This window comes from Diaphorobacter limosus (genome assembly GCF_033100095.1).
GTDB classification, from domain to species: domain Bacteria; phylum Pseudomonadota; class Gammaproteobacteria; order Burkholderiales; family Burkholderiaceae_C; genus Alicycliphilus; species Alicycliphilus limosus.
Map to the genome: position 1 here is coordinate 1471404 of NZ_CP136921.1, position 19085 is coordinate 1490488.

The following is a 19085-nucleotide window of genomic DNA, read 5'->3' on the forward strand; positions in this document are numbered from 1 at the left end:
TTCATGCAAACCACACGCAGGCAAGTCCTCAAGCACAGCGCCGTCGTTGCCGGCCTGTTGGCGGGAACGGGGCTGTTCCCGCAATATGCGCTGGCCTTCAACAAGGCCGCATTCGACGCCAAGAGCCTGGCGGACGCGCTCAAGGCCCTGGGCGCCAACGGCGCTCCTGAAGCCAGCAGCGCCGTGACCCTCACGGCACCGGACATCGCCGAAAACGGCGCCGTGGTGCCACTGGCCGTGGCCAGCACGCTGCCGGGCATCAAGCAGCTGGTGCTGCTGGTCGAGAAGAACCCGAACGCCCTGGTGGCCGTGTTCAACATGGGCCCCGAGCTGGAGGCCAGCTTTGCCACGCGCGCCAAGATGGGGGAATCGTCCGACGTGTACGCGGTGGCCATCACCGGCGACGGCAAGGCGCACTTTGCCAAGAAGGAAGTGAAGGTCACCCTGGGTGGTTGCGGCGGCTGACCAGCACCAGCACTAGCACCAGCACCCCTATCAAGAAATCAAGGAGAAACGACATGGCAGATCCGATGCGCATCCGCGCCCAGGCACAGGGCGACAAGGCCACGGTACGTGTGCTCATGAGCCACGAAATGGAGTCCGGCCAACGCAAGGACGCTTCCGGCAATCTGGTGCCCGCCTGGCATATCCAGGACGTGAGCGCCAGCCTGAACGGCAAGCAGGTGTTTTCCTGCGAATGGGGCCCCGGGGTCTCGAAGAATCCCTTCCTGCAATTCGTGGTCAAGGGCGCCAAGGCCGGCGACAAGCTCAGCGTCACCTGGAAGGACAACAAGGGCGAGAGCCGCACCGACGAGGCCACGGTGTCCTGACCCATCTCTCGCCCGGGCGGGCCGCGCTGCACCAGGCCAGGCCCCGCTTTCTTGCTACACACGGAGGAGACAAACACCATGCGAGGCAAATCCATCGCGTTGATCACGGCGGCCCTGGGCCTGATGGGCCTATCGGGCCTGGCTCTGGCACAGAAGACATCGATAGAGGCCATAGAGGAGTACCGCGAGATGCTGCAGGACGGCAACCCGGCCGACCTGTTCGAGGCCAAGGGCGAAGACCTGTGGAAGAAAAAGCGCGGCCCCAAGAACGCGTCGCTGGAAGGCTGCGACCTGGGCCTGGGACCGGGCGTGGTCAAAGGCGCCTTCGTCGAGCTGCCGCGCTGGTTTGCCGACACCGGCAAGGTGCAGGATCTGGAGTCACGCCTGCTCACCTGCATGAGCGCGCTGCAGGGCATAGACCCCAAGGTCATCATCGACGGCCAGTGGGGCAAGGGCGAGCGTGCCAACACCACGGCCCTGGCCACCTGGATTGCCGCGCAGTCCAAGGGCATGGCCTTCCACCTGCCGCAAGGCCATGCGCAGGAGCGCACCATGTACGAAGTGGGCAAGCGCCTGTTCTACCAGCGCGGCGGCGCGCATGATTTCTCCTGCGCCTCCTGCCATGGCGAGGCGGGCAAGCGCATCCGCCTGCAAGACCTGCCCGACCTGCGCAAGGCCCCCGGCGACGGCATAGGCTTTGCCGCCTGGCCCGCCTACCGCGTCTCCAACGGCCAGATGTGGAGCATGCAGCACCGCCTGCACGACTGCTACCGCCAGCAGCGCTTTCCGGAAGTGGTGTTTGCCAGCGACGTGACCGTGGCCCTTGGCGTGTTCCTGGGCGTGAACGCCACGGGCGACAAGTCGGCCGTGCCCACCATCAAGCGTTGAACCGCAGGAGGATGACCATGAAGCCACAGATCACCACCGCCTGCCTCGGCCTGCTTGCCGCGGCGGCACTGGCCGGTTGTGCCGGTGCCAGCCGCACCGCCGGCCTGCCCTCGCCCGCCGAGCTGGATGCCCTGACGCAGAAGGCCGTGCAGGAATCATTCAAGGACCACGGCATCGTCAAGGTGAAAAACGTCTTCGCCGACGACGAAACCATCAGCGCGTGCAACGCCGCCGACGCGGCCGGCAAGCCGCTGGACGACGCCACCGCCAAGCGCCTGGAGGCCCTGAACATGAAGACCGTGCAGTGGCCCAGCGATGGCAAGTTCCTGGGCAGCTGGAAGGAGGGGGAAAAACTGGCCCAGAGTGGCCGCGGCCTGACCTTCACCGACACGGCCAAGACGCCCAACGGCGGCAATTGCTACAACTGCCACCAGATCGACAAGAAGGAGATCTCCTTCGGCACCATTGGCCCCAGCCTCTACCACTACGGCAAGCTGCGCGGCGTGAAAGACCCGAACGCGCCGGAAGCCCGGGCCATGGTCGAATACACCTGGGGCAAGATCTGGAACAGCAAGGCCTACAGCGCCTGCTCCAACATGCCGCGCGCGGGCCACATGGGCATCATGACCAAAAGCCAGGTGGCCGACCTGGTGGCGCTGCTGCTCGACCCCCAGTCTCCCGTGAATCAATAAGCTTTTCAGCAACCGTTTGCGGCCTTGGCTGCGGTGGAAACCCGCCGCGCCCAAGGCCGCTGCCACATACCAGCCCTGCGAGCCCGCCATGAACCTGACCAAACGCGAATTCCTGCAAGTGCTCACCGCCGCCAGTGCCGCCGGCATGGGCCTGGGCCGCTATGCCCACGCCAGCACCGACAGCGCCGCCCAGGGCCTGTACGACATACCGAAGTTCGGCAACGTCTCCTTTTTGCACATCACCGACTGCCACGCCCAGCTCAAGCCGATCTACTTTCGCGAGCCCAGCGTGAACCTGGGCCTGGGCGACATGCAGGGGCGACTGCCGCACCTGGTGGGTGAACAACTGCTGAAGGCCGCCGGCATGAAGAACGGCACGGCGGCGGCGCACGCCCTGACCTACCTGGATTTTGAGCAGGCCGCCCAGCGCTACGGCAAGGTGGGCGGCTTTGCCCACCTGGCGACCCTGGTCAAGCGCATGCGCGCCAGCCGCCCCGGCGCGCTGCTGCTAGATGGTGGCGACACCTGGCAGGGCAGCGGCACGGCGCTGTGGACCCACGGCCAGGACATGGTGGACGCCTGCAAGCTGCTGGGCGTGGACGCCATGACCGGCCACTTCGAGTTCACCCTGGGCATGAAGCGGGTGCAGGAGATCGTCGAGAAGGACTTCGCCGGCAAGGTGGACTTCGTGGCGCAGAACATCAAGACCACCGACTTTGGCGACCCGGTGTTCAAGCCCTACGTGATTCGCCAGATCAACGGCGTGCCCTGCGCCATCGTCGGCCAGGCCTTTCCCTATACACCGATCGCCAACCCGCGCTGGATGGTGGCGGACTGGGAGTTCGGCATCCAGGACGAGAACATGCAAAAGGTGGTCGATGAGGCCCGCGCCAAGGGCGCGCAGGTGGTCGTCGTCATCAGCCACAACGGCATGGACGTGGATCTGAAGATGGCCAGTCGCGTGCGCGGCATAGACGCCATCCTGGGCGGCCACACGCACGACGGCATGCCCGTGGCCAGCATCGTGAAGAACGCCGGCGGCCAGACCATAGTCACAAACGCCGGCAGCAACGGCAAGTTTCTGGGCGTGCTGGACTTCGACGTCAAGGGCGGCAAGGTGGCGGACTTTCGCTACAAGCTGCTGCCGGTGTTTGCCAACATGCTGCCGCCCGACAAGGACATGGACGCGCTCATCACCAAGATCCGCGCCCCCTACGAGGGCAAGCTGGCCGAGCAACTGGCCATCACCGAGGGCCTGCTGTACCGGCGCGGCAACTTCAACGGCACGGGCGACCAGCTCATCGTCGATGCGCTGATGGAGGTGCAGGGCGCCGATCTGGCGTTCTCACCCGGTTTCCGCTGGGGCACGACGCTGCTGCCCGGCCAGCCCATCACACGCGAATGGCTGCTGGACATGACGGCCACCACCTACAGCTTCGCCACCCTCACCGAGATGAAGGGCGAGATGATCAAGACGGTGATGGAGGACGTGGCCGACAACCTGTTCAACCCCGACCCGTATTACCAGCAGGGCGGCGACATGGTGCGCGTGGGCGGCCTGACCTATGCCTTCGACCCGCTGCAGGGCATGGGCAAGCGCGTCAGCGACATGCGCCTGAAGGGCGAGCTGATCGACCCGAACAAGACCTACAAGGTGGCCGGCTGGGCCCCCGTGGCCGAGGATGCCGCCAAGGCCGGCAACCCCATGGTCTGGGAGCTGGTGGAGCAATGGCTGAAGGCGCGCGGCGGCAAGGTCACAGCGCGCCAGCCGAATGTGCCGCGCCTGACGGCCGGCCTGCCCAACCCCGGCTACGCAGACTGACGCAGCCGCGTCAGCCGCGGTAGAGCCAGGGCTGATCGAGCAGGCGCTCGCCCAGCAGACCCATGGCCGCGTCGCGCCCCCAGCGCAGCGGGCCGCTGGCATGAAAAATTTGCCCGTTGCGCCGCGATCGTTCCTGCACGCGGGCGTTGCGCTGCCAGCGGTTCAAGGCATAGCGGCGCAGGCACAGGGCCACATCCACATCGTGCATGGCGAGCGATTTTTCCAGCTCCACCGCATCCTCGATGGCCATGCCGGCGCCCTGGGCCAGGTAGGGGCGCATGGGGTGGGCCGCGTCGCCCAGCAGCGCCACCAGGCCGCGCGCCATCTCCTGCGGGCCGGCGACGGGCGGGCGGTCGAGCAGCGGCCACAGGCGCCAGCCCTCCCCCACCTGAGGCACGACGCGTACCAAGTCCTGCAGCGGCGTACAGGTCTGCGCCAGGGCGGATTCCAGATCAGCGGCATTCACGCCGTGGTCCCAGGAGTCCAGATCGGCCGGCGGCTGGCCATGGCGTATGGCCACCAGGTTCAGCAGCTCGCCGCGGCGCAGCGGGTACTGCACCACATGCAGGTTTGGCCCCAGCCAGACGGTGACGTCATTCGAACGCAGCGCCTGGGGCAGCGCATCCTGGCGCAGCACGGCGCGGTAGGCCAGATGGCCCGACACGCGCGTGGCCGCCTCGCCCAGCAGCTGCGTGCGCGTGCCGCTGCGCAGGCCGTCGGCGCCAATCAGCGCATCACCCTCGACCTCGATAACCTTGCCGTCACCGCGCACCAGGCGCACGGTGACGGCGTCGCCCTGCTCCTCATGTCGTTCCACCTGGTGATCCAGGTTCAGATGCACCAGCGATGACTTGCGCGCCACATCCAGCAACAGGCCGTGCAGATCGGCACGGTGGATGGTGGCGTAGGCCGCGCCGTAGCGCTCGACCGCGGTGGCGCCCAGGCGCAGCGCGCCCAGCTCGGCGCCGGTGAGCGCGCTGCGCACCCGCAGCCGCTCGGGAAAGCTGGCCACCGCCAGCAGGGCCCGGTGCAGGCCCCAGGCCTGCAGGCGCCGCACCACATTCGGACCGATCTGCACGCCGGCGCCCACCTCGGTGAATGCGCCGGCGCGCTCGAACAGCCGCACCTCCCAACCGGCGCGCGCACTGCCCAGCGCGGCAGCCAGCCCGCCTATGCCGCCACCGGCAATCAAGACTTGTTTTTGCATGCCGTGATTGTCGGCGCAGGCGCGGCCCGGGTTAGCTGCTCAGCAACTGACGCAGCACGTAGGGCAGGATGCCGCCGGCGCGGTAGTAGTCCACCTCGATGGGCGTGTCTATGCGCAGCGTCACCGCCACCTCCTGGCGCGAGCCATCGGCGCGGCGGATCACCAGCAGCGCCTGGCTTTGCGGTGTCAGGGCAGCGTCGGGCAGCACGTCGATGATCTCGTCGCCCTTGAGGCCCAGGCTCTCCCACGAGTCACCGGCACGCAGCTGCAGCGGCAGCACGCCCATGCCCACCAGGTTGGAGCGGTGGATGCGCTCGAAGCTCTTGGCCACCACGGCCTTGATGCCCAGCAGCTGTGTGCCCTTGGCCGCCCAGTCGCGGCTGGAGCCGGTGCCGTACTCCTCGCCGGCAAAGATCACCGTCGGCGTCTTGCTGGCCATGTACTGCATGGCGGCATCGAAGATGGCCATCTTGCTGCCGCGCTGCGGGCCATCGCCCTGGTACAGGGTCATGCCGCCCTCCTCGCGCGAGCCATCGGCCAGCGCCGGGATCATCAGGTTCTTGATGCGCACGTTGGCGAAGGTGCCGCGCATCATCACGTCGTGATGGCCGCGGCGCGAGCCATAGCTGTTGAAGTCGGCCTTGGCCACGCCATGCGCCTTGAGCCAGAGGCCGGCGGGCGAGCTCTCCTTGATGGAGCCGGCGGGCGAGATATGGTCGGTGGTGATCGAGTCGCCAAACAGGGCCATGATGCGCATGCCGGTGACAGATTCAGAGTGTTTTTGGCCTCCAGCGCCCTCCCCTTGCTCGCCAACAGCTACAGTATCAAGAGCAAAATCGGCAAAGAACGGCGGCTCGGCGATATAGGTGCTGGCGGGCCATGAGTACACCTCGCCGCTCACGCCGTGGATCTTGTCCCACAGCGCGCCGGGCTCGGTCTTGACCTTGGCGTAGTTCTCGCGGAAGGCCTTGCCGTTCATGGCGAACTTCAGCAGCGCCTGCACCTCCTCGGCCTTGGGCCAGATGTCGCCCAGGTACACGTCCTTGCCCCCCTTGCCCTTGCCCACAGGCTCGGTCATCAAGTCCTTGAGCATGGTGCCGGCAATGGCATAGGCCACGACCAGCGGCGGGCTGGCCAGGAAGTTGGCCTTGATGTTGGGATGGATGCGCGCCTCGAAGTTGCGATTGCCCGACAGCACGGCGGCGCACACCAGGTTGTGCTGGGTGATGGCCTCGTTGAGCTGTGGCGTCAGATCGCCGGCATTGCCAATGCAGGTGGTACAGCCGTAGCCGGCCACGGTGAAGCCCAGCTTTTCCAGATAGGGCAGCAGGCCGGTTTCCGTCAGGTACTCGGTGACGATGCGCGAGCCCGGCGCCAGCGAGGTTTTGATGTGCGGCTGCACCTTCAGCCCCGCCTCCACGGCCTTCCTGGCCAGCAGACCGGCGGCCAGCAGCACGCTGGGGTTGGAGGTGTTGGTGCAGCTGGTGATGGCCGCGATCAACACATCGCCGCTGCCCACCGTGAGCCGGTCGCCCTGGTGGCCGTGCATGGGGGCGTCCACATGCTGCACCTCCAGGCGCGGCTTGTTGTGCACCATCTCGGCCTCGAAGCGCGGCGCGCCCTCGGTCGCCGGGCGCTCGTCGGGCACGGCCTGCGCGGCATCGGGTGCATGCGCCGCAACGGCATGGCGCTCATGCAGGCGCTCGGGCGCCAGGTTGAAGCCGGCCTGCTCCACGGGCTTGGAAAACAGGCTGGTGAACTGCTGCTTGACCTGGCCCAGGTCGATGCGGTCCTGCGGGCGCTTGGGTCCGGCCAGGCTGGGCGTGACGTCGGCAAGATTCAGCCGCACGACCTGTGAATAGTCGATATCGCCCGCGCGCGGAATGCCGAACAGGCCCTGGGCCTTGAGGTAGGCCTCCAGGGTTTCAATCTCGTCCTGCGTGCGCCCGGTGCCCTCGAAATAGTCGAGGGTGGCCTCATCCACCGGGAAGAAGCCCATGGTGGCGCCGTACTCGGGCGCCATGTTGCCGATGGTGGCGCGGTCGGGCAGCGACAGCGAGCGCGTGCCCTCGCCAAAAAATTCGACGAACTTGCCCACCACCTTGGCGCGGCGCAACTGCTCGGTCACGGTGAGCACCAGGTCGGTGGCCGTCACGCCCTCGCGCAGCTGGCCGGTGAGCTCGAAGCCCACCACGTCCGGCGTCAGGAAGTACAGCGGCTGGCCCAGCATGGCCGCCTCGGCCTCGATGCCGCCCACGCCCCAGCCGACCACGCCAATGCCGTTGATCATGGTGGTGTGGCTGTCGGTGCCCACCAGGGTGTCGGGGTAGTACACGCCATCGGCGCTCTTGTGCACGCCGCGTGCCAGATATTCCAGGTTCACCTGGTGCACGATGCCAAAGCCCGGCGGCACGACGCCAAAGGTGTCAAAGGCCTGCATGCCCCATTTCATGAACTCGTAGCGCTCGCGGTTGCGCTGAAACTCGAGCTTCATATTCAGCTGCAGCGCATTCTTGCTGCCGTAGTAATCCACCATGATGGAGTGGTCCACCACCAGATCCACGGGCACCAGCGGCTCGACCTTTTTCGGATCCTTGCCCAGGCGCTGCGTCACGCTGCGCATGGCTGCCAAATCCACCAGCAGCGGCACGCCGGTGAAATCCTGCAGCACGACGCGGGAGAGCACGAAGGGAATTTCGTCCTTGCGCGCTGCATTGGCGCCCCAGCTGGCCAGTTGCCGCACATGCTCAGCCGTCACCTTGCGCCCATCGCAATTGCGCAGCACCGATTCAAGCACGATGCGAATGGAAACCGGCAGGCGGCTCACACGGGGATACTTGTGTGCCAGCTCCGGCAGGGAATAGAACTTGCCTTTCTTGCCTGACGCCGTGGTGAAATTCTTGACGGTGGAAGCAAAGGCGTGGCTTGGGGTGGTGGTGACAGCCATACAGCAACTCCGGTTGGGAAGGACAACGTCCCATTCTGGCAGGGAGCGACGGTATCGCCAATGATCAGGGCCAATACCTTTGGCCCACGCCATGGTTAAAAATGGCGATCGGCATGCAAATCCGGCACATCTGCCGCGATCAGGTGCCAGTCAATGCATGTCGTGGCCAAGCGGCGCCGGTTGTGCCGTTCTGTCCCAATAAACAAAAAACCCGCCAAAGGCGGGTTTTTACCGAGGGCAAACCAAGAGGGCCTGCGCCACGGTGCCAAAGGCCAGCCCGGGGCGCCGGCCATGCCGGATCAAATGGCGAACTTCTCACGATCCTCATTTTGAATCCACTTCGGTGCCTTGCCACGGCCCGTCCAGGTCTGGCCCGTTGCCGGATCGCGGTACTTGGGCGCCACCTTCACGCCGATACTTGCAGAAGTGCGCGCGCCACGCCCCACGGGAAAGACCTCCTGCTGCGTCAAACCAAACTCGGCAATCAAACCGCGCACCTGGGCAACGGCGGCGGCCAATTCGCGATCGCGCGCTTCACTGATCTGCAGTTCAAGGGCTTCACGCTGCTTCAACAGGTCTTTATAGCTGGGGTTCATGATAGTTTGCTTGGGTTGAGAATTAATAGACGGCGCGATTATAGATAAATAATTCCGTTCATGTAACGAGTTTATCGGCATGAATGACTGATGAATGTTGGTGAACCCGGCAAGTCATCACGCCCGTCCGCTCATTGAATGAGTATTCACCAACTTCAATGGTCAGAAAGCATTTGTCCACCACACCCGATTCACCCGTTCGCAGCGCCTGCCTGTCCGGTGCGGGACAATCGCCCCATTCAAAACCACCATCGACGATTAACACATGGCGCTTTACTGTGCGGGCGATATCCAGGGCTGTGGCGATGCTTTCGAGCGGCTGCTGTCCGTGATCGGCTTTTCTCCGAGCCGCGACACCATTTATCTGCTGGGCGATCTGGTCAATCGCGGTCCCGCCTCGGCCGCGGTATTGCGCCGCTGCATGCAAATGGGCGACAGCGTGCGCGCGCTGCTGGGCAACCACGACCTGCACCTGCTGGCCACGGCGCATGGCGTGCGCCCCCCTTCACGGCGCGACACGCTGGACGGCATCCTGCAGGCGAGCGACCGGGGCGCGATGCTGGACTGGCTGCGCCAGCAACCCCTGGCACGCCAGGTGGAGCATGGCGGCGAGCCCCTGCTGCTGGTGCACGCCGGCGTGCTGCCGCAGTGGTCTGCGGACGATGTTCTGGCGTTGGCGCGCGAGGTGCAGGCGCAGCTTAGCGGCCCGGGGTTGGCTGAATTCCTGCGCCGGATGTATGGCAACCACCCGGATCTATGGGACGCGGGCCTGCAGGGCGCGGATCGCCTGCGCATCATCGTCAACGCACTGACCCGGCTGCGCTTTTGCACGCCCGAGGGGCGCATGGATTTCGACAGCACCGAAAGCGCCGCGCAGGCGCCCGAAGGATTGGTGCCCTGGTTTGATGCGCCCGGGCGGCGCACCCGCGGCACACTGATTGCCTTTGGTCACTGGTCGACGCTGGGCTGGATCAGCCGGCCAGACATCCTGGGGCTGGACACGGGCTGCGTCTGGGGCGGCGCACTGAGCGCCGTGCGCTTTGGCGCCACGCTGGCCGAGCGCGAGCACTGCAAGGTGCAATGCCCACAAGCCCAGCGGCCAGGAGAGTAGTTCGCTATAAAATTAAAAGCTGCCTACGTTTTATCAATACCACTTTCAGGCAATAAATAGCCAAAAAACATTTGCCATCAAGCGCAAACAGCTATGCTTTTTATGCAGCAATTGACTTGAGCGCAGCCGCCATGCCGCGCGACTGCCACAGCGCGCCATCGCTGCCCGCAGCCAGCACGGCCACGTCGGGGTGGCCAGCGCTCCAGGCAGGCACGGCGGCCATGCCCTGCACCATCAGCGCCGTGCCCCAGCCGTTGACGGCCCGCACGTCACGCGCCAGCAGCGCCACGCCATGCACGCCCGATGTCGGCCAGCCGGACTGCGGATCCAGCACATGGTGCAGGCGCCGGCCCTGGTGCATGAAGCCACGCTCGTAGTCACCCGAGGAGGCCACGATGCCGAAGCCCTCGACCTCGATGGCGCCCAGCAGCTTCTCGGGCGCGCGCGGATCGCGCACCCCGACACGCCAGGGGCGCCCCTGCAGGCGGCCGCTGGCGAGCACGTCGCCGCCGCCGTTGACAAGCGCGTTGGCAACGCCCTCGCGCTCGAGCACGCGCAGGCCCGCAGCCAGAATGGGCAACTTGGCGATGCCGCCCAGGTCGAGCTGCATGCCGCGCTCGCTCAGATAGGCCGTGCCGGCGCGCTCATCCAGGCGCAGCTTGCGTGCGTCCACATGGCGCAGCGCGGCCGCGATGTCTGTGGCGGCGGGCATGGCCTGCTGGCCCGCCTCGAAATGCCAGCCGGACAAGGCCCCCACGGTGGGATCGAAGGCGCCAGCGCTCTCGCGCCATACCTGCTGGGCGTTGCGCAGAATGGCCAGCACCTCGGGCGACACGGCAACCGGGTGGCGCCCGGCCGCGTGCCCGATGCGCCGCACCACGCTGTCCTCGCGGTAGCGGCTCAGCAGCGCCTCAAGGCGCTGCATTTCGTCAAAGGCCAGGCCTATCGCGGCCTGCAGACGGCGCGCATCGCCGCCGTCGGCGACGATGTCCACGCGCGTGCCCATGAGGTTGCGGCTTGCACGCTGCGGCCCTGCGGCCTGCGCCAGGCCCGGGCTGGCCCAGGCCACGGCGCCCAGCAGGGGCAGCGCCAGGGCGAAGCGCCGCCGCGACAGCCGCCCGCCTTGCCTTGCGTTGTTCATGGCACGCACTCCTTGCATTACATCGACTGGTCGGCCATGAAGTCCACGGCGGCCTTCACATCGTCATCGCTGAGCGCGGAAGCACCGCCGCGCGCGGGCATCATGCCCTTGGCGCCGGTGAAGCCCTCGATGGCGTGCTTGTACAGCGTGTCCTTGCCCTGGGCGATGCGCGGGCCCCAGTCGGCCTTGTCGCCCGGCTTGGGCGCGCCGGCCACACCGGCGGCGTGGCACATGGCGCAGGTCTTGCCGTACACGCTCTTGCCGGCGGTGTTTTCCGCCGCCGGGGCGGGTGCGGGAGCAGGCGCGGGTGCCGCGGCGGGCGCCTCGGCAGCGGGTGCCGGGGCGGGCGCGGGTGCCGGCGCCTCGTTCTTGCCGCAGGCAGCCAGCAACAGCGTTGCGGCGGCCAGCGCCATGGTCAGAGATGTCTTTTTCATGAAAGCCTTTCTTGTACGGAAACGTTGGTAAGCCCCAAGGGCGAGTGCTGCAGACGCACCATGCGGCGCGCCACACCCCTTCTGGCATGGACGCCAGTTTGGTGTTTTCCAGAATTCACTATTTGATTTACATCAACATCAAAAGGAACATTTGGAGTGAACATTTATACACCGTCGCCAAAGTGGTGACCCGTATTTCCGCCACCAGAACCTGCACCACCGTCATGGACTTCCTCCGCCTCCTGAATCGCCAGCGCCGGTGGATCGTGGCCTGGTTCTTCCTGAGCCTGGGCGCGGCGCTGGCGGCGCCCATGGTGCAAGCGCGCACCATGGAGCTGGTCTGCACCGGCGGCAATGGCTTGAGCCTGGTCGTGCATTCCAGCGACGGCAAGGCCGCACCCGACACCCTGGGCATGGACTGCCCCCTGTGCCTTCTGGGCGCGTCGGCACCGCCGCCTGTCCGCCCCTTGCCGCAGGCCGCACCCCTGCCCCACTACACATTCGCTCCACCGTCAGTAGCGCATGCCCTGCCCCCCATGGCTGCGCCACCGCCGGCGCGAGCCCCCCCGGTTTTCCCTTCCGTTTACCCATCCTGAAAAGAGGACTTCATGAGCGACAAGAAAGACAGCCTGAGCACCGAAACCGCCGGCATTGGCCGCCGCCGTTTCATCAACACCGCCGCCCTGGCCGGCCTGACCGTGGGCGTTGCCGCGTGCAACGACAAGCCCGCGGCAGCCCCTGCGGCATCCGCTCCGGCACCCGCACCCGCGCCTGCCGCGGCCAGCGGCGCTGCTGCCAGCACCCACCTCAAGCCCGGTGAGCTCGACACCTACTACGGCCTGTGGAGCGGCGGTCATACCGGCGACATGCGCGTGCTGGGCATGCCCTCGGGTCGCGAACTCCACCGCATCCCCTGCTTTGTGCCTGATGCCCTGGTCGGCTGGGGCGTCACCAACGAATCCAAGGCGGTCATGGGCACCAAGCCCGATGGCCACCTCAAGTACACGGTGGCCGACACCCACCACACGCACGCCTCCTACAAGGACGGCAACTACGACGGCCGCTACGCCTGGATCAACGACAAGATCAACAGCCGCATCGCCCGCATCCGCCTGGACTATTTCGTCTGCGACAAGATCACGCAGCTGCCCAACGTGCAGGGCTTCCACGGCATCTTCCCGGACAAGCGCGACCCGGTCGATCCGGCCATCAACTACACCACGCGCGTGTTCTGCGGCGGTGAGTTCGGCATTCCCCTGCCCAACAACACCGGCATCGAGGACGGCAGCAAGTACCGCTCACTGTTCTCCTGCGTGGACGCAGAGACCATGGAAGTGCGCTGGCAGGTGCTGATCGACGGCAACTGCGACCTAGTGGCAACCTCCTTCGATGGCAAGCTGGCCGCCACCAACCAGTACAACACCGAGAGCGGCGTGCACTATGAGGACATGATGTCCGCCGAGCGCGACGCCTGCCTGTTCTTCAACGTGGCCCGCATCGAAGAAGCGGTCAAGGCCGGCAAATTCAAAACCTTTGGCACGTCCAAAGTACCCGTGGTTGACGGCACACGTGATTCCAACAAGGATCCGCTCACCGCGCTGACGGCGTACGTCAGCGTTCCCAAGAACCCGCACGGTGTGAACGCCAGCCCCGACCAGAAGTACTTCATCTGTGCCGGCAAGCTCTCGCCCACCACCACCACCATCGAGCTGGTCAAGGTGCTGGACTGGTTCGACGGCAAGATGGAAAAACTCGACGATGCCATCGTGGCCGAAGTCGAAGTGGGCCTGGGCCCGCTGCACACTGCCTTTGACGGCCGCGGCAACGCCTACACCACGCTGTTCCTGGACAGCCAGATCGTCAAGTGGAACATCGAAAAGGCCATCGCCTTCCACAAGGGCGACAAGAACGCCAAGTACGTGGTGGATCGCATCGACGTGCACTATCAGCCCGGCCACATCAACGCGTCACAGTCCGAGACCGTGGTCGCGGACGGCAAATACCTGGCCGTGGGCTGCAAGTTCTCCAAGGATCGCTTCCTGCCCGTGGGCCCGCTGCACGCCGAGAACGAGCAGCTGATCGACATCTCGGGCGAAAAGATGGTGCTGCTGGCCGACCACCCGGTGCGTGGCGAGCCGCATGACTTCATCATCTTCAAGCGCGATCTGCTCAAGCCCAAGCAAGTGTATGACCTGGACGAGTCGCCACTGGCCATCAAGGATCCCAAGGAGTCCGGCGTCACACGCAATGGCAAGAAGGTCACGGTCAAGATCACCTCGCAGGCCCCGGCTTTCAGCCTGCGCGAGTTCAAGGTCAAGAAGGGCGACGAGGTGACTCTGATCCTGACCAACCTGGACAAGATCGAAGACCTGACACATGGCTTCGCCATCCCGAACTACAACGTCAACTTCATCGTCAACCCGCTGGAGACCAAGTCGGTAACCTTCATCGCCGACCAGCCCGGTGTGTTCTGGTGCTATTGCACGCACTTCTGCCACGCGCTGCACCTTGAAATGCGCACGCGTATGATCGTCGAGGCATAAGCCTCTCGCCAACAGTGGGCGCTGCGCTGGTAGCGCAGCGCCCATTTTTTTTCAGGATAGTGTGATGTCTGCTTTTGGCCAGCGATTTGCGTTCTTCTGGGCCGCCCTGCTTCTCGTCCTTGCCCTGGCGGCCCCGCGCGCCCATGCAGGCGCCTATGAGGCGGAATTGCCCGCCAACCTGGCAACCACACCCGACATGTGCTCGCTGCTGCCCTGCGGCGAGGTGTTTCCTGGCGCCAAGCATTTTTCCGAACGCAAGGGCCAGCCTCCTTACGTGGAGGCCTACGACAGCGACGGAGCCGACAAGAAGCTGCTCGGCTACGTAATGCTGTCCACCGACATCACGGACACCCCCGCCTATTCCGGCAAGCCCGTGGTGACGCTGATCGGCATGGACAAGGAAGGCCATTTCGTCGGCATCCAGGTACTCAAGCATTCCGAGCCCATCCTGCTGCTGGGCATCCCCGAATCGGCCCTGATCAACTTCAACAACCAGTACCTGGGCAAGTCGGTCACCGACACCATCGAGGTCGGCCCCTCGCGCCCCGATGAAAACGTGATTGGCGTTGATGCCATCTCGGGCGCCACCGTCACCGTGGTGGCGCAAAACCAGGTGGTCATGGCCTCGGGCGCGGCCGTCGCGCGCCAGACCGGCATCATCGCCCCCACGGTACGCGAGCCGGCGCGTTTTATCGCCGGTGGCCAGAACTACGACTGGGCCCAGCTGGTGCAGATGGGCGTGGTCAAGCAACTGCTGGTGAAACCCGAACAGGTGGGCCTGCCGCGCGGCCCCGAGCCGTTCATCGAGCTCTGGTACGGCGACCTGAACCACCCCGACGTGGGCACCAGCCTGCTGGGCAAGCACAACTACGAGCGGCTGCATGCCAGTCTGAAGGAAGGCGAAAACGCCCTGTTCGTGATCAAGACGGCGGGCCAGGAATCGTTCAAGGGCTCGGGCTTCGTGCGCGGTGGCATTTACGACCGCGTGCAGGTCAAGCAAGGGGCGGACTCGTTCACCTTCCGCGACCTGGATTCGCTCAACCTCTATGGCCTGGAGGCCCAGGGTGCGCCGCGCTACACCGAGTCGGCGATCTTCATCATCCGCTCACACTCGTTCTCGGCCGCCTATCCGTGGAAGTTCGCCTTCCTGGGTAACCGCGTCGATCGCGCCACGGGCCAGCGCAGCTTTGCCATGTTCGAGTCCAAGTACTGGCTGCCCGCAGCCCTGCTCGAAGGCGGCCGCCCCAAGGTCGAGGAGCCTGCAGCCCCCTGGGTGCGCATCTGGAAGTCCCAGGCCCTGCCGATCAGCCTGTTCGCCCTGCTGCTGGTCGCCGTGACCGTGGTCTACGCCTTGCGCGAGAAGCTCACGCGGCTGTCCACGCACAAGAACAAATGGCCGGTGAATGGCTTCAAGTACACCTTCTGGGCCATCAGCATCTTCTGGATCGGCTTTGGCTACATGGCACAGCCCTCCATCACCCAGGTGCTGACCTGGTTCCATTCGCTGCTGTTCCAGTGGACCTGGTCGCTGTTCCTGTCCGATCCGTTCATCTTCCTGTTCTGGATCTTCATCATCGTCACCGTCTTCCTGTTCGGACGCGGCCTGTTCTGTGGCTGGATGTGTCCGTTCGGCTCGCTGCAGGAGGGCATCTACAAGATCGCCAAGGCGGTGGGCCTGAAGCGCTTCCAGACGGCGCTGCCGCAGAAATGGCATGACCGGCTGAAGTGGGTCAAGTACGCGGTCTTCTTCGGTTTGCTGGCCGTCTCCATGTTCTCCATGGGCCTGGCCGAGAAGCTGGCCGAGGTCGAGCCCTTCAAGACCACCTTCCTGGTCGGCGTGATGAACCGCGCCTGGCCCTACGGCCTGTTCGTGGCCGCCATCCTGGGCGTGTCCATCTTCATCGAGCGCCCATACTGCAAATACATCTGCCCGCTCGGCGCGTCGCTGGCCATGCCCAGCACCTTCCGCTGGTTTGGCCTGAAGCGCAAGCAGGACTGCAACAGCTGCAAGGCCTGCGCCGTGGGCTGCGGCGCGCAGGCCATCGACGCCGACGGCCGCATCGACCACCGCGAATGCCTGCACTGCCTGGACTGCATGATCCTTTACACCGACACCAAGGGCTGCCCGCCCCTGGCGATGGAGCGCAAACGGCGCGAGCGCGATGGCCTGGAGATCACGCCCATTGGCAAGAACGGCTACTTCATCCCCATTCACCCGGCCAAGGTGGAAGACCAGATCAGCCCCAAGGCAAAGAAGGGCGTCGATCCGCGCATGCCCACCGACCGCACCCTGCCCGCGCACAAGGAAGATGTGGGCCTGCTGCAATGGCTGTGGCTGGAGCTGCGCGACCACCTCTGGCCCTGGAGCCGCGAGGGCTGGCACAGCCAGAAGACCCTGCAGATCGCCGGCCTCGCGCTGGCCATCGCCGCCACCATTGCCTGGGTGCAGGCCGCCCTGGGCCACCTGTCCTCGGGCGCTATCATCGGCTGGTGGTTTGGCTGGAGCGTGTACGAGGTGTTGATTCGTCTGTCCGGTCGCCGTTATGTGAAGGATGGCCCATGGTGGCGCGACCAGTACCGCATCGCCGGTGCGATGGACATGATGAGTTACGTAGGGTTCAAGAACCTGATGATTGGCGCTGCGCTGTTCCTGATGCTCAAGACCCTGGGCTGGCTCATCGCATGACAATGCTGCCCCATTTAGCTGCGGCCCTGGCGCTGGCCATCGCCGGGGCCTGCCAGGCAGCCACCATCTCGGTGCGCCCCGGCGACGATCTGGCCGAGGCCGTCACCAAGGCCCAGGCTGGCGATGTGATCGAGGTGGCGCGCGGCCAGTACCGCGCCAACCTGCTGATCGACAAGCCGCTCACGCTGCGCGGCCTCGATCGCCCCACCATCAGCGGCGGCAACCAGGGCGACACCATACGCGTGACGGCGCCGGACGTGCTCATCGAGGGCCTGATCGTGCGCGACTCGGGCGACAGCCTGAAAGACCAGAACGCCGGCATCTACCTCTACCCGGGCGCGCACCGCGCCATCGTGCGCCGCTGCGACCTGACCTACAACCTGTTCGGCCTGTGGATAGAGAAGGCCAACGACGTGCTGATCGAGCACAACACCATCACCGGCAAGCGCGAATACGCCTCACCCCAGCGTGGCAACGGCGTGCAGCTGTACAACACCAAGGGCGCCAAGATCCTGAACAACGACATCAGCTTCGTGCGCGACGCGCTGTATGTCGATGTCTCGCACAACGCGCTGTTCAAGGGCAACAAGCTGCACCACAGCCGCTACGGCACGCATTACATGAACTCCTACTACAACCTGTGGGAGGACAACGACACGTTCTACAACCGCGGCGGCCTGGCGCTGATGGAGGTGCGCCACCAGGAGGTGCGCAACAACCGTGCCTGGGGCAACTCGGACCACGGCATCATGCTGCGCACGCTGCAGGATTCCGACATCTCGGGCAACGTGGTCGCCGGCAACAACCGGGGCTTCTTCATCTACGACGTGGAGTACATCAAGCTCAACGACAACCTGGTCGTGGACAACGTCGTGGGCGTGCACCTGTCGGCCGGCTCCACGCGCAACGAGGTCGAGGGCAACGACTTCATCGCCAACCGCGAGCAGGTGCGCTACGTGGGCGCGCGCGACGAGGTCTGGGGCAAGCAGCGTGGCAACTACTGGAGCAACTACCTCGGCTGGGATCGCAACAACGACGGCAAGGGCGATGTGCAGTACGAGGCCAACGACATGGTTGATCGCCTGACCTGGCGTCACCCCAGCATCAAGCTGTTGCTGGCCAGCCCGGCCGTGCAGGCGCTACGCCTGGTGGGCCAGCAGTTTCCCGTTTTGCGTGTGCCCTCGGTGGTCGATCCCCACCCGCGCATGCGCCCTCATCATCAAGATTGGAGTCAGTGGCGTGGCAAGCATTTCCCCGGCCAGTAACGCGCCGGGCATGGCGATTTCCCTGCGCGGCGTGCGCAAGCATTTTGGCGCCCTGCATGCCGTGGACGGCGTGGATCTGGACATCCCCCAGGGCGAGATCTTTGGTCTGATAGGCCACAACGGCGCCGGAAAGAGCACCCTGTTCAAGATGATGCTGGGCCTGCTGGCCCCAACCAGCGGCAGCATTTTGGTGGCCGGCACGCCCGTGGGCGGGCGCAACTTCCGCGCCGCGCGCCGCCAGCTCGGCTACCTGCCCGAGAACGTGGTGCTCTACGACAACCTGGACGGCCTGGAGACCCTGCACTTTTTTGCCCGCCTCAAGGGCGCGCCGCTGGCCGAGTGCCCGGCCATGCTGGAGAAAGTGGGCCTGGCCCACGCCGGCAAGCGCCCGGTGCGCGAATATTCCAAGGGCATGCGTCAGCGCCTGGGCTTTGCGCAGGCGCTCCTGGGCAGTCCGCGCGTGCTGTTTCTGGACGAGCCCACCAACGGCCTCGATCCGCAGGCGATACGCGACTTCTACGCCACGCTGCGCGGCCTGCAGCAGCAGGGCGTGACGGTCATCATCACCTCGCACATCCTGGCCGAGCTGCAGGAGCGCGTGGACCGCCTGGCGATACTTGTGTCGGGCAAGGTCGAGGCCCTGGGCAGCGTGCATGAGTTGCGCGAGCGCACCGGCCTGCCGCTGATCATCGAAGTCGATCTCGCGCCCCAGGACTGCCACGACGCCCTGCATGTGCTGCACCAGGTCACCGGCGTGAAGCCGGCGCAGACCCCGTCCGGGCTGCAGCTGCAATGTCCGCGCGAGCACAAGATGGCAGCCCTGGCCGCGCTCACGCCCCTGGGCGCACGCGTGCAGGACCTGCGCCTGCACGAGCCCTCGCTCGAAGACATGTTCTTCGGCATCTCCGCTTAAGGCCCGCTCT

16 protein-coding genes are annotated in these 19085 nt (G+C 65.5%); 11 read left to right on the forward strand and 5 right to left on the reverse strand.

The genetic code is table 11. From position 1 onward, the window contains the following. Nucleotides 1–3: 3 nt before the first annotated feature. The 5 genes from soxY to soxB all read left to right on the forward strand — a co-directional run bounded on the left by soxY (nt 4) and on the right by soxB (nt 4232). A complete protein-coding gene (gene soxY, locus P4826_RS07130; RefSeq protein ID WP_317703161.1) occupies nt 4–465 on the forward strand; it encodes a thiosulfate oxidation carrier protein SoxY in 462 nt (153 codons plus the stop codon). A gap of 53 nt (nt 466–518) precedes the next feature. Then, complete coding sequence (gene soxZ / locus P4826_RS07135) at nt 519–830, forward strand: thiosulfate oxidation carrier complex protein SoxZ (protein ID WP_317703162.1); 312 nt, start codon at nt 519–521, stop codon at nt 828–830. Nucleotides 831–908: 78 nt separating this feature from the next. Next, complete coding sequence (soxA, locus tag P4826_RS07140) at nt 909–1718, forward strand: sulfur oxidation c-type cytochrome SoxA (protein ID WP_317703163.1); 810 nt, start codon at nt 909–911, stop codon at nt 1716–1718. An 11-nt stretch (nt 1719–1729) separates the two neighbouring features. Continuing rightward, complete coding sequence (soxX, locus tag P4826_RS07145) at nt 1730–2410, forward strand: sulfur oxidation c-type cytochrome SoxX (protein WP_425605242.1); 681 nt, start codon at nt 1730–1732, stop codon at nt 2408–2410. An 88-nt stretch (nt 2411–2498) separates the two neighbouring features. Beyond that, nucleotides 2499–4232, forward strand: coding sequence for a thiosulfohydrolase SoxB (gene soxB, locus P4826_RS07150; protein ID WP_317703165.1), 1734 nt, complete (start codon nt 2499–2501; stop codon nt 4230–4232). A gap of 10 nt (nt 4233–4242) precedes the next feature. On the opposite strand, the gene P4826_RS07155 is transcribed toward soxB, so the two are convergent. From P4826_RS07155 to P4826_RS07165, 3 genes are all read right to left on the reverse strand, one after another. Beyond that, nucleotides 4243–5439: an FAD-dependent monooxygenase gene (locus tag P4826_RS07155; RefSeq protein ID WP_317703166.1), complete on the reverse strand. Its 1197-nt coding sequence runs from the start codon at nt 5437–5439 to the stop codon at nt 4243–4245. A gap of 31 nt (nt 5440–5470) precedes the next feature. After that, nucleotides 5471–8386, reverse strand: coding sequence for an aconitate hydratase (locus tag P4826_RS07160; protein ID WP_317703167.1), 2916 nt, complete (start codon nt 8384–8386; stop codon nt 5471–5473). A gap of 299 nt (nt 8387–8685) precedes the next feature. Beyond that, the gene (locus tag P4826_RS07165) at nt 8686–8982 is read right to left on the reverse strand and encodes an H-NS histone family protein (RefSeq protein WP_317703730.1); all 297 of its coding nucleotides are present in this window, start codon (nt 8980–8982) and stop codon (nt 8686–8688) included. Nucleotides 8983–9247: 265 nt separating this feature from the next. Between P4826_RS07165 and P4826_RS07170 the strand changes: the two genes are divergently transcribed. Next, nucleotides 9248–10093, forward strand: a complete 846-nt coding sequence (locus P4826_RS07170) for a symmetrical bis(5'-nucleosyl)-tetraphosphatase (RefSeq protein WP_317703168.1) — start codon at nt 9248–9250, stop codon at nt 10091–10093. A 100-nt stretch (nt 10094–10193) separates the two neighbouring features. Here the strand turns inward: P4826_RS07170 and P4826_RS07175 are convergent, their stop codons facing one another. Both P4826_RS07175 and P4826_RS07180 read right to left on the reverse strand, forming a co-directional pair. Then, nucleotides 10194–11234: an FAD:protein FMN transferase gene (locus P4826_RS07175; RefSeq protein ID WP_317703169.1), complete on the reverse strand. Its 1041-nt coding sequence runs from the start codon at nt 11232–11234 to the stop codon at nt 10194–10196. Nucleotides 11235–11251: 17 nt separating this feature from the next. Continuing rightward, a complete protein-coding gene (locus P4826_RS07180) occupies nt 11252–11668 on the reverse strand; it encodes a c-type cytochrome (RefSeq protein WP_317703170.1) in 417 nt (138 codons plus the stop codon). A gap of 224 nt (nt 11669–11892) precedes the next feature. Here P4826_RS07180 and P4826_RS07185 point away from each other — a divergent pair, with 224 nt between their 5' ends. The 5 genes from P4826_RS07185 (at nt 11893) to P4826_RS07205 (ending at nt 19075) form a co-directional block, all read left to right on the forward strand. After that, complete coding sequence (locus P4826_RS07185) at nt 11893–12264, forward strand: DUF2946 family protein (protein ID WP_317703171.1); 372 nt, start codon at nt 11893–11895, stop codon at nt 12262–12264. Between the two features lie 12 nt (nt 12265–12276). After that, nucleotides 12277–14211, forward strand: coding sequence for a TAT-dependent nitrous-oxide reductase (gene nosZ / locus P4826_RS07190; RefSeq protein ID WP_317703172.1), 1935 nt, complete (start codon nt 12277–12279; stop codon nt 14209–14211). Nucleotides 14212–14275: 64 nt separating this feature from the next. Beyond that, nucleotides 14276–16897 (forward strand): 4Fe-4S binding protein, encoded by a 2622-nt coding sequence (locus P4826_RS07195; protein ID WP_317703173.1) that lies wholly within the window; start codon nt 14276–14278, stop codon nt 16895–16897. Then, nucleotides 16894–18162 (forward strand): nitrous oxide reductase family maturation protein NosD, encoded by a 1269-nt coding sequence (locus P4826_RS07200; RefSeq protein ID WP_317703174.1) that lies wholly within the window; start codon nt 16894–16896, stop codon nt 18160–18162. Before P4826_RS07195 ends, P4826_RS07200 begins: the two co-directional genes overlap by 4 nt. Nucleotides 18163–18172: 10 nt before the next feature. Then, nucleotides 18173–19075 carry an ABC transporter ATP-binding protein gene (locus tag P4826_RS07205; RefSeq protein WP_317703175.1) on the forward strand — a complete coding sequence of 301 codons (903 nt, stop codon included), beginning with the start codon at nt 18173–18175 and terminating at the stop codon, nt 19073–19075. Nucleotides 19076–19085: the final 10 nt, after the last annotated feature.

What these genes read in the sequence shown, in the direction of transcription:
- soxY (WP_317703161.1), top strand. Translation starts at nt 4, where the DNA reads ATGCAAACCACACGCAGGCAAGTCCTCAAGCACAGCGCCGTCGTTGCC.
- soxZ (WP_317703162.1), top strand. Translation starts at nt 519, where the DNA reads ATGGCAGATCCGATGCGCATCCGCGCCCAGGCACAGGGCGACAAGGCC.
- soxA (WP_317703163.1), top strand. Translation starts at nt 909, where the DNA reads ATGCGAGGCAAATCCATCGCGTTGATCACGGCGGCCCTGGGCCTGATG.
- soxX (WP_425605242.1), top strand. Translation starts at nt 1,730, where the DNA reads ATGACCATGAAGCCACAGATCACCACCGCCTGCCTCGGCCTGCTTGCC.
- soxB (WP_317703165.1), top strand. Translation starts at nt 2,499, where the DNA reads ATGAACCTGACCAAACGCGAATTCCTGCAAGTGCTCACCGCCGCCAGT.
- P4826_RS07155 (WP_317703166.1), bottom strand. Translation starts at nt 5,439, where the DNA reads ATGCAAAAACAAGTCTTGATTGCCGGTGGCGGCATAGGCGGGCTGGCT.
- P4826_RS07160 (WP_317703167.1), bottom strand. Translation starts at nt 8,386, where the DNA reads ATGGCTGTCACCACCACCCCAAGCCACGCCTTTGCTTCCACCGTCAAG.
- P4826_RS07165 (WP_317703730.1), bottom strand. Translation starts at nt 8,982, where the DNA reads ATGAACCCCAGCTATAAAGACCTGTTGAAGCAGCGTGAAGCCCTTGAA.
- P4826_RS07170 (WP_317703168.1), top strand. Translation starts at nt 9,248, where the DNA reads ATGGCGCTTTACTGTGCGGGCGATATCCAGGGCTGTGGCGATGCTTTC.
- P4826_RS07175 (WP_317703169.1), bottom strand. Translation starts at nt 11,234, where the DNA reads ATGAACAACGCAAGGCAAGGCGGGCGGCTGTCGCGGCGGCGCTTCGCC.
- P4826_RS07180 (WP_317703170.1), bottom strand. Translation starts at nt 11,668, where the DNA reads ATGAAAAAGACATCTCTGACCATGGCGCTGGCCGCCGCAACGCTGTTG.
- P4826_RS07185 (WP_317703171.1), top strand. Translation starts at nt 11,893, where the DNA reads ATGGACTTCCTCCGCCTCCTGAATCGCCAGCGCCGGTGGATCGTGGCC.
- nosZ (WP_317703172.1), top strand. Translation starts at nt 12,277, where the DNA reads ATGAGCGACAAGAAAGACAGCCTGAGCACCGAAACCGCCGGCATTGGC.
- P4826_RS07195 (WP_317703173.1), top strand. Translation starts at nt 14,276, where the DNA reads ATGTCTGCTTTTGGCCAGCGATTTGCGTTCTTCTGGGCCGCCCTGCTT.
- P4826_RS07200 (WP_317703174.1), top strand. Translation starts at nt 16,894, where the DNA reads ATGACAATGCTGCCCCATTTAGCTGCGGCCCTGGCGCTGGCCATCGCC.
- P4826_RS07205 (WP_317703175.1), top strand. Translation starts at nt 18,173, where the DNA reads ATGGCGATTTCCCTGCGCGGCGTGCGCAAGCATTTTGGCGCCCTGCAT.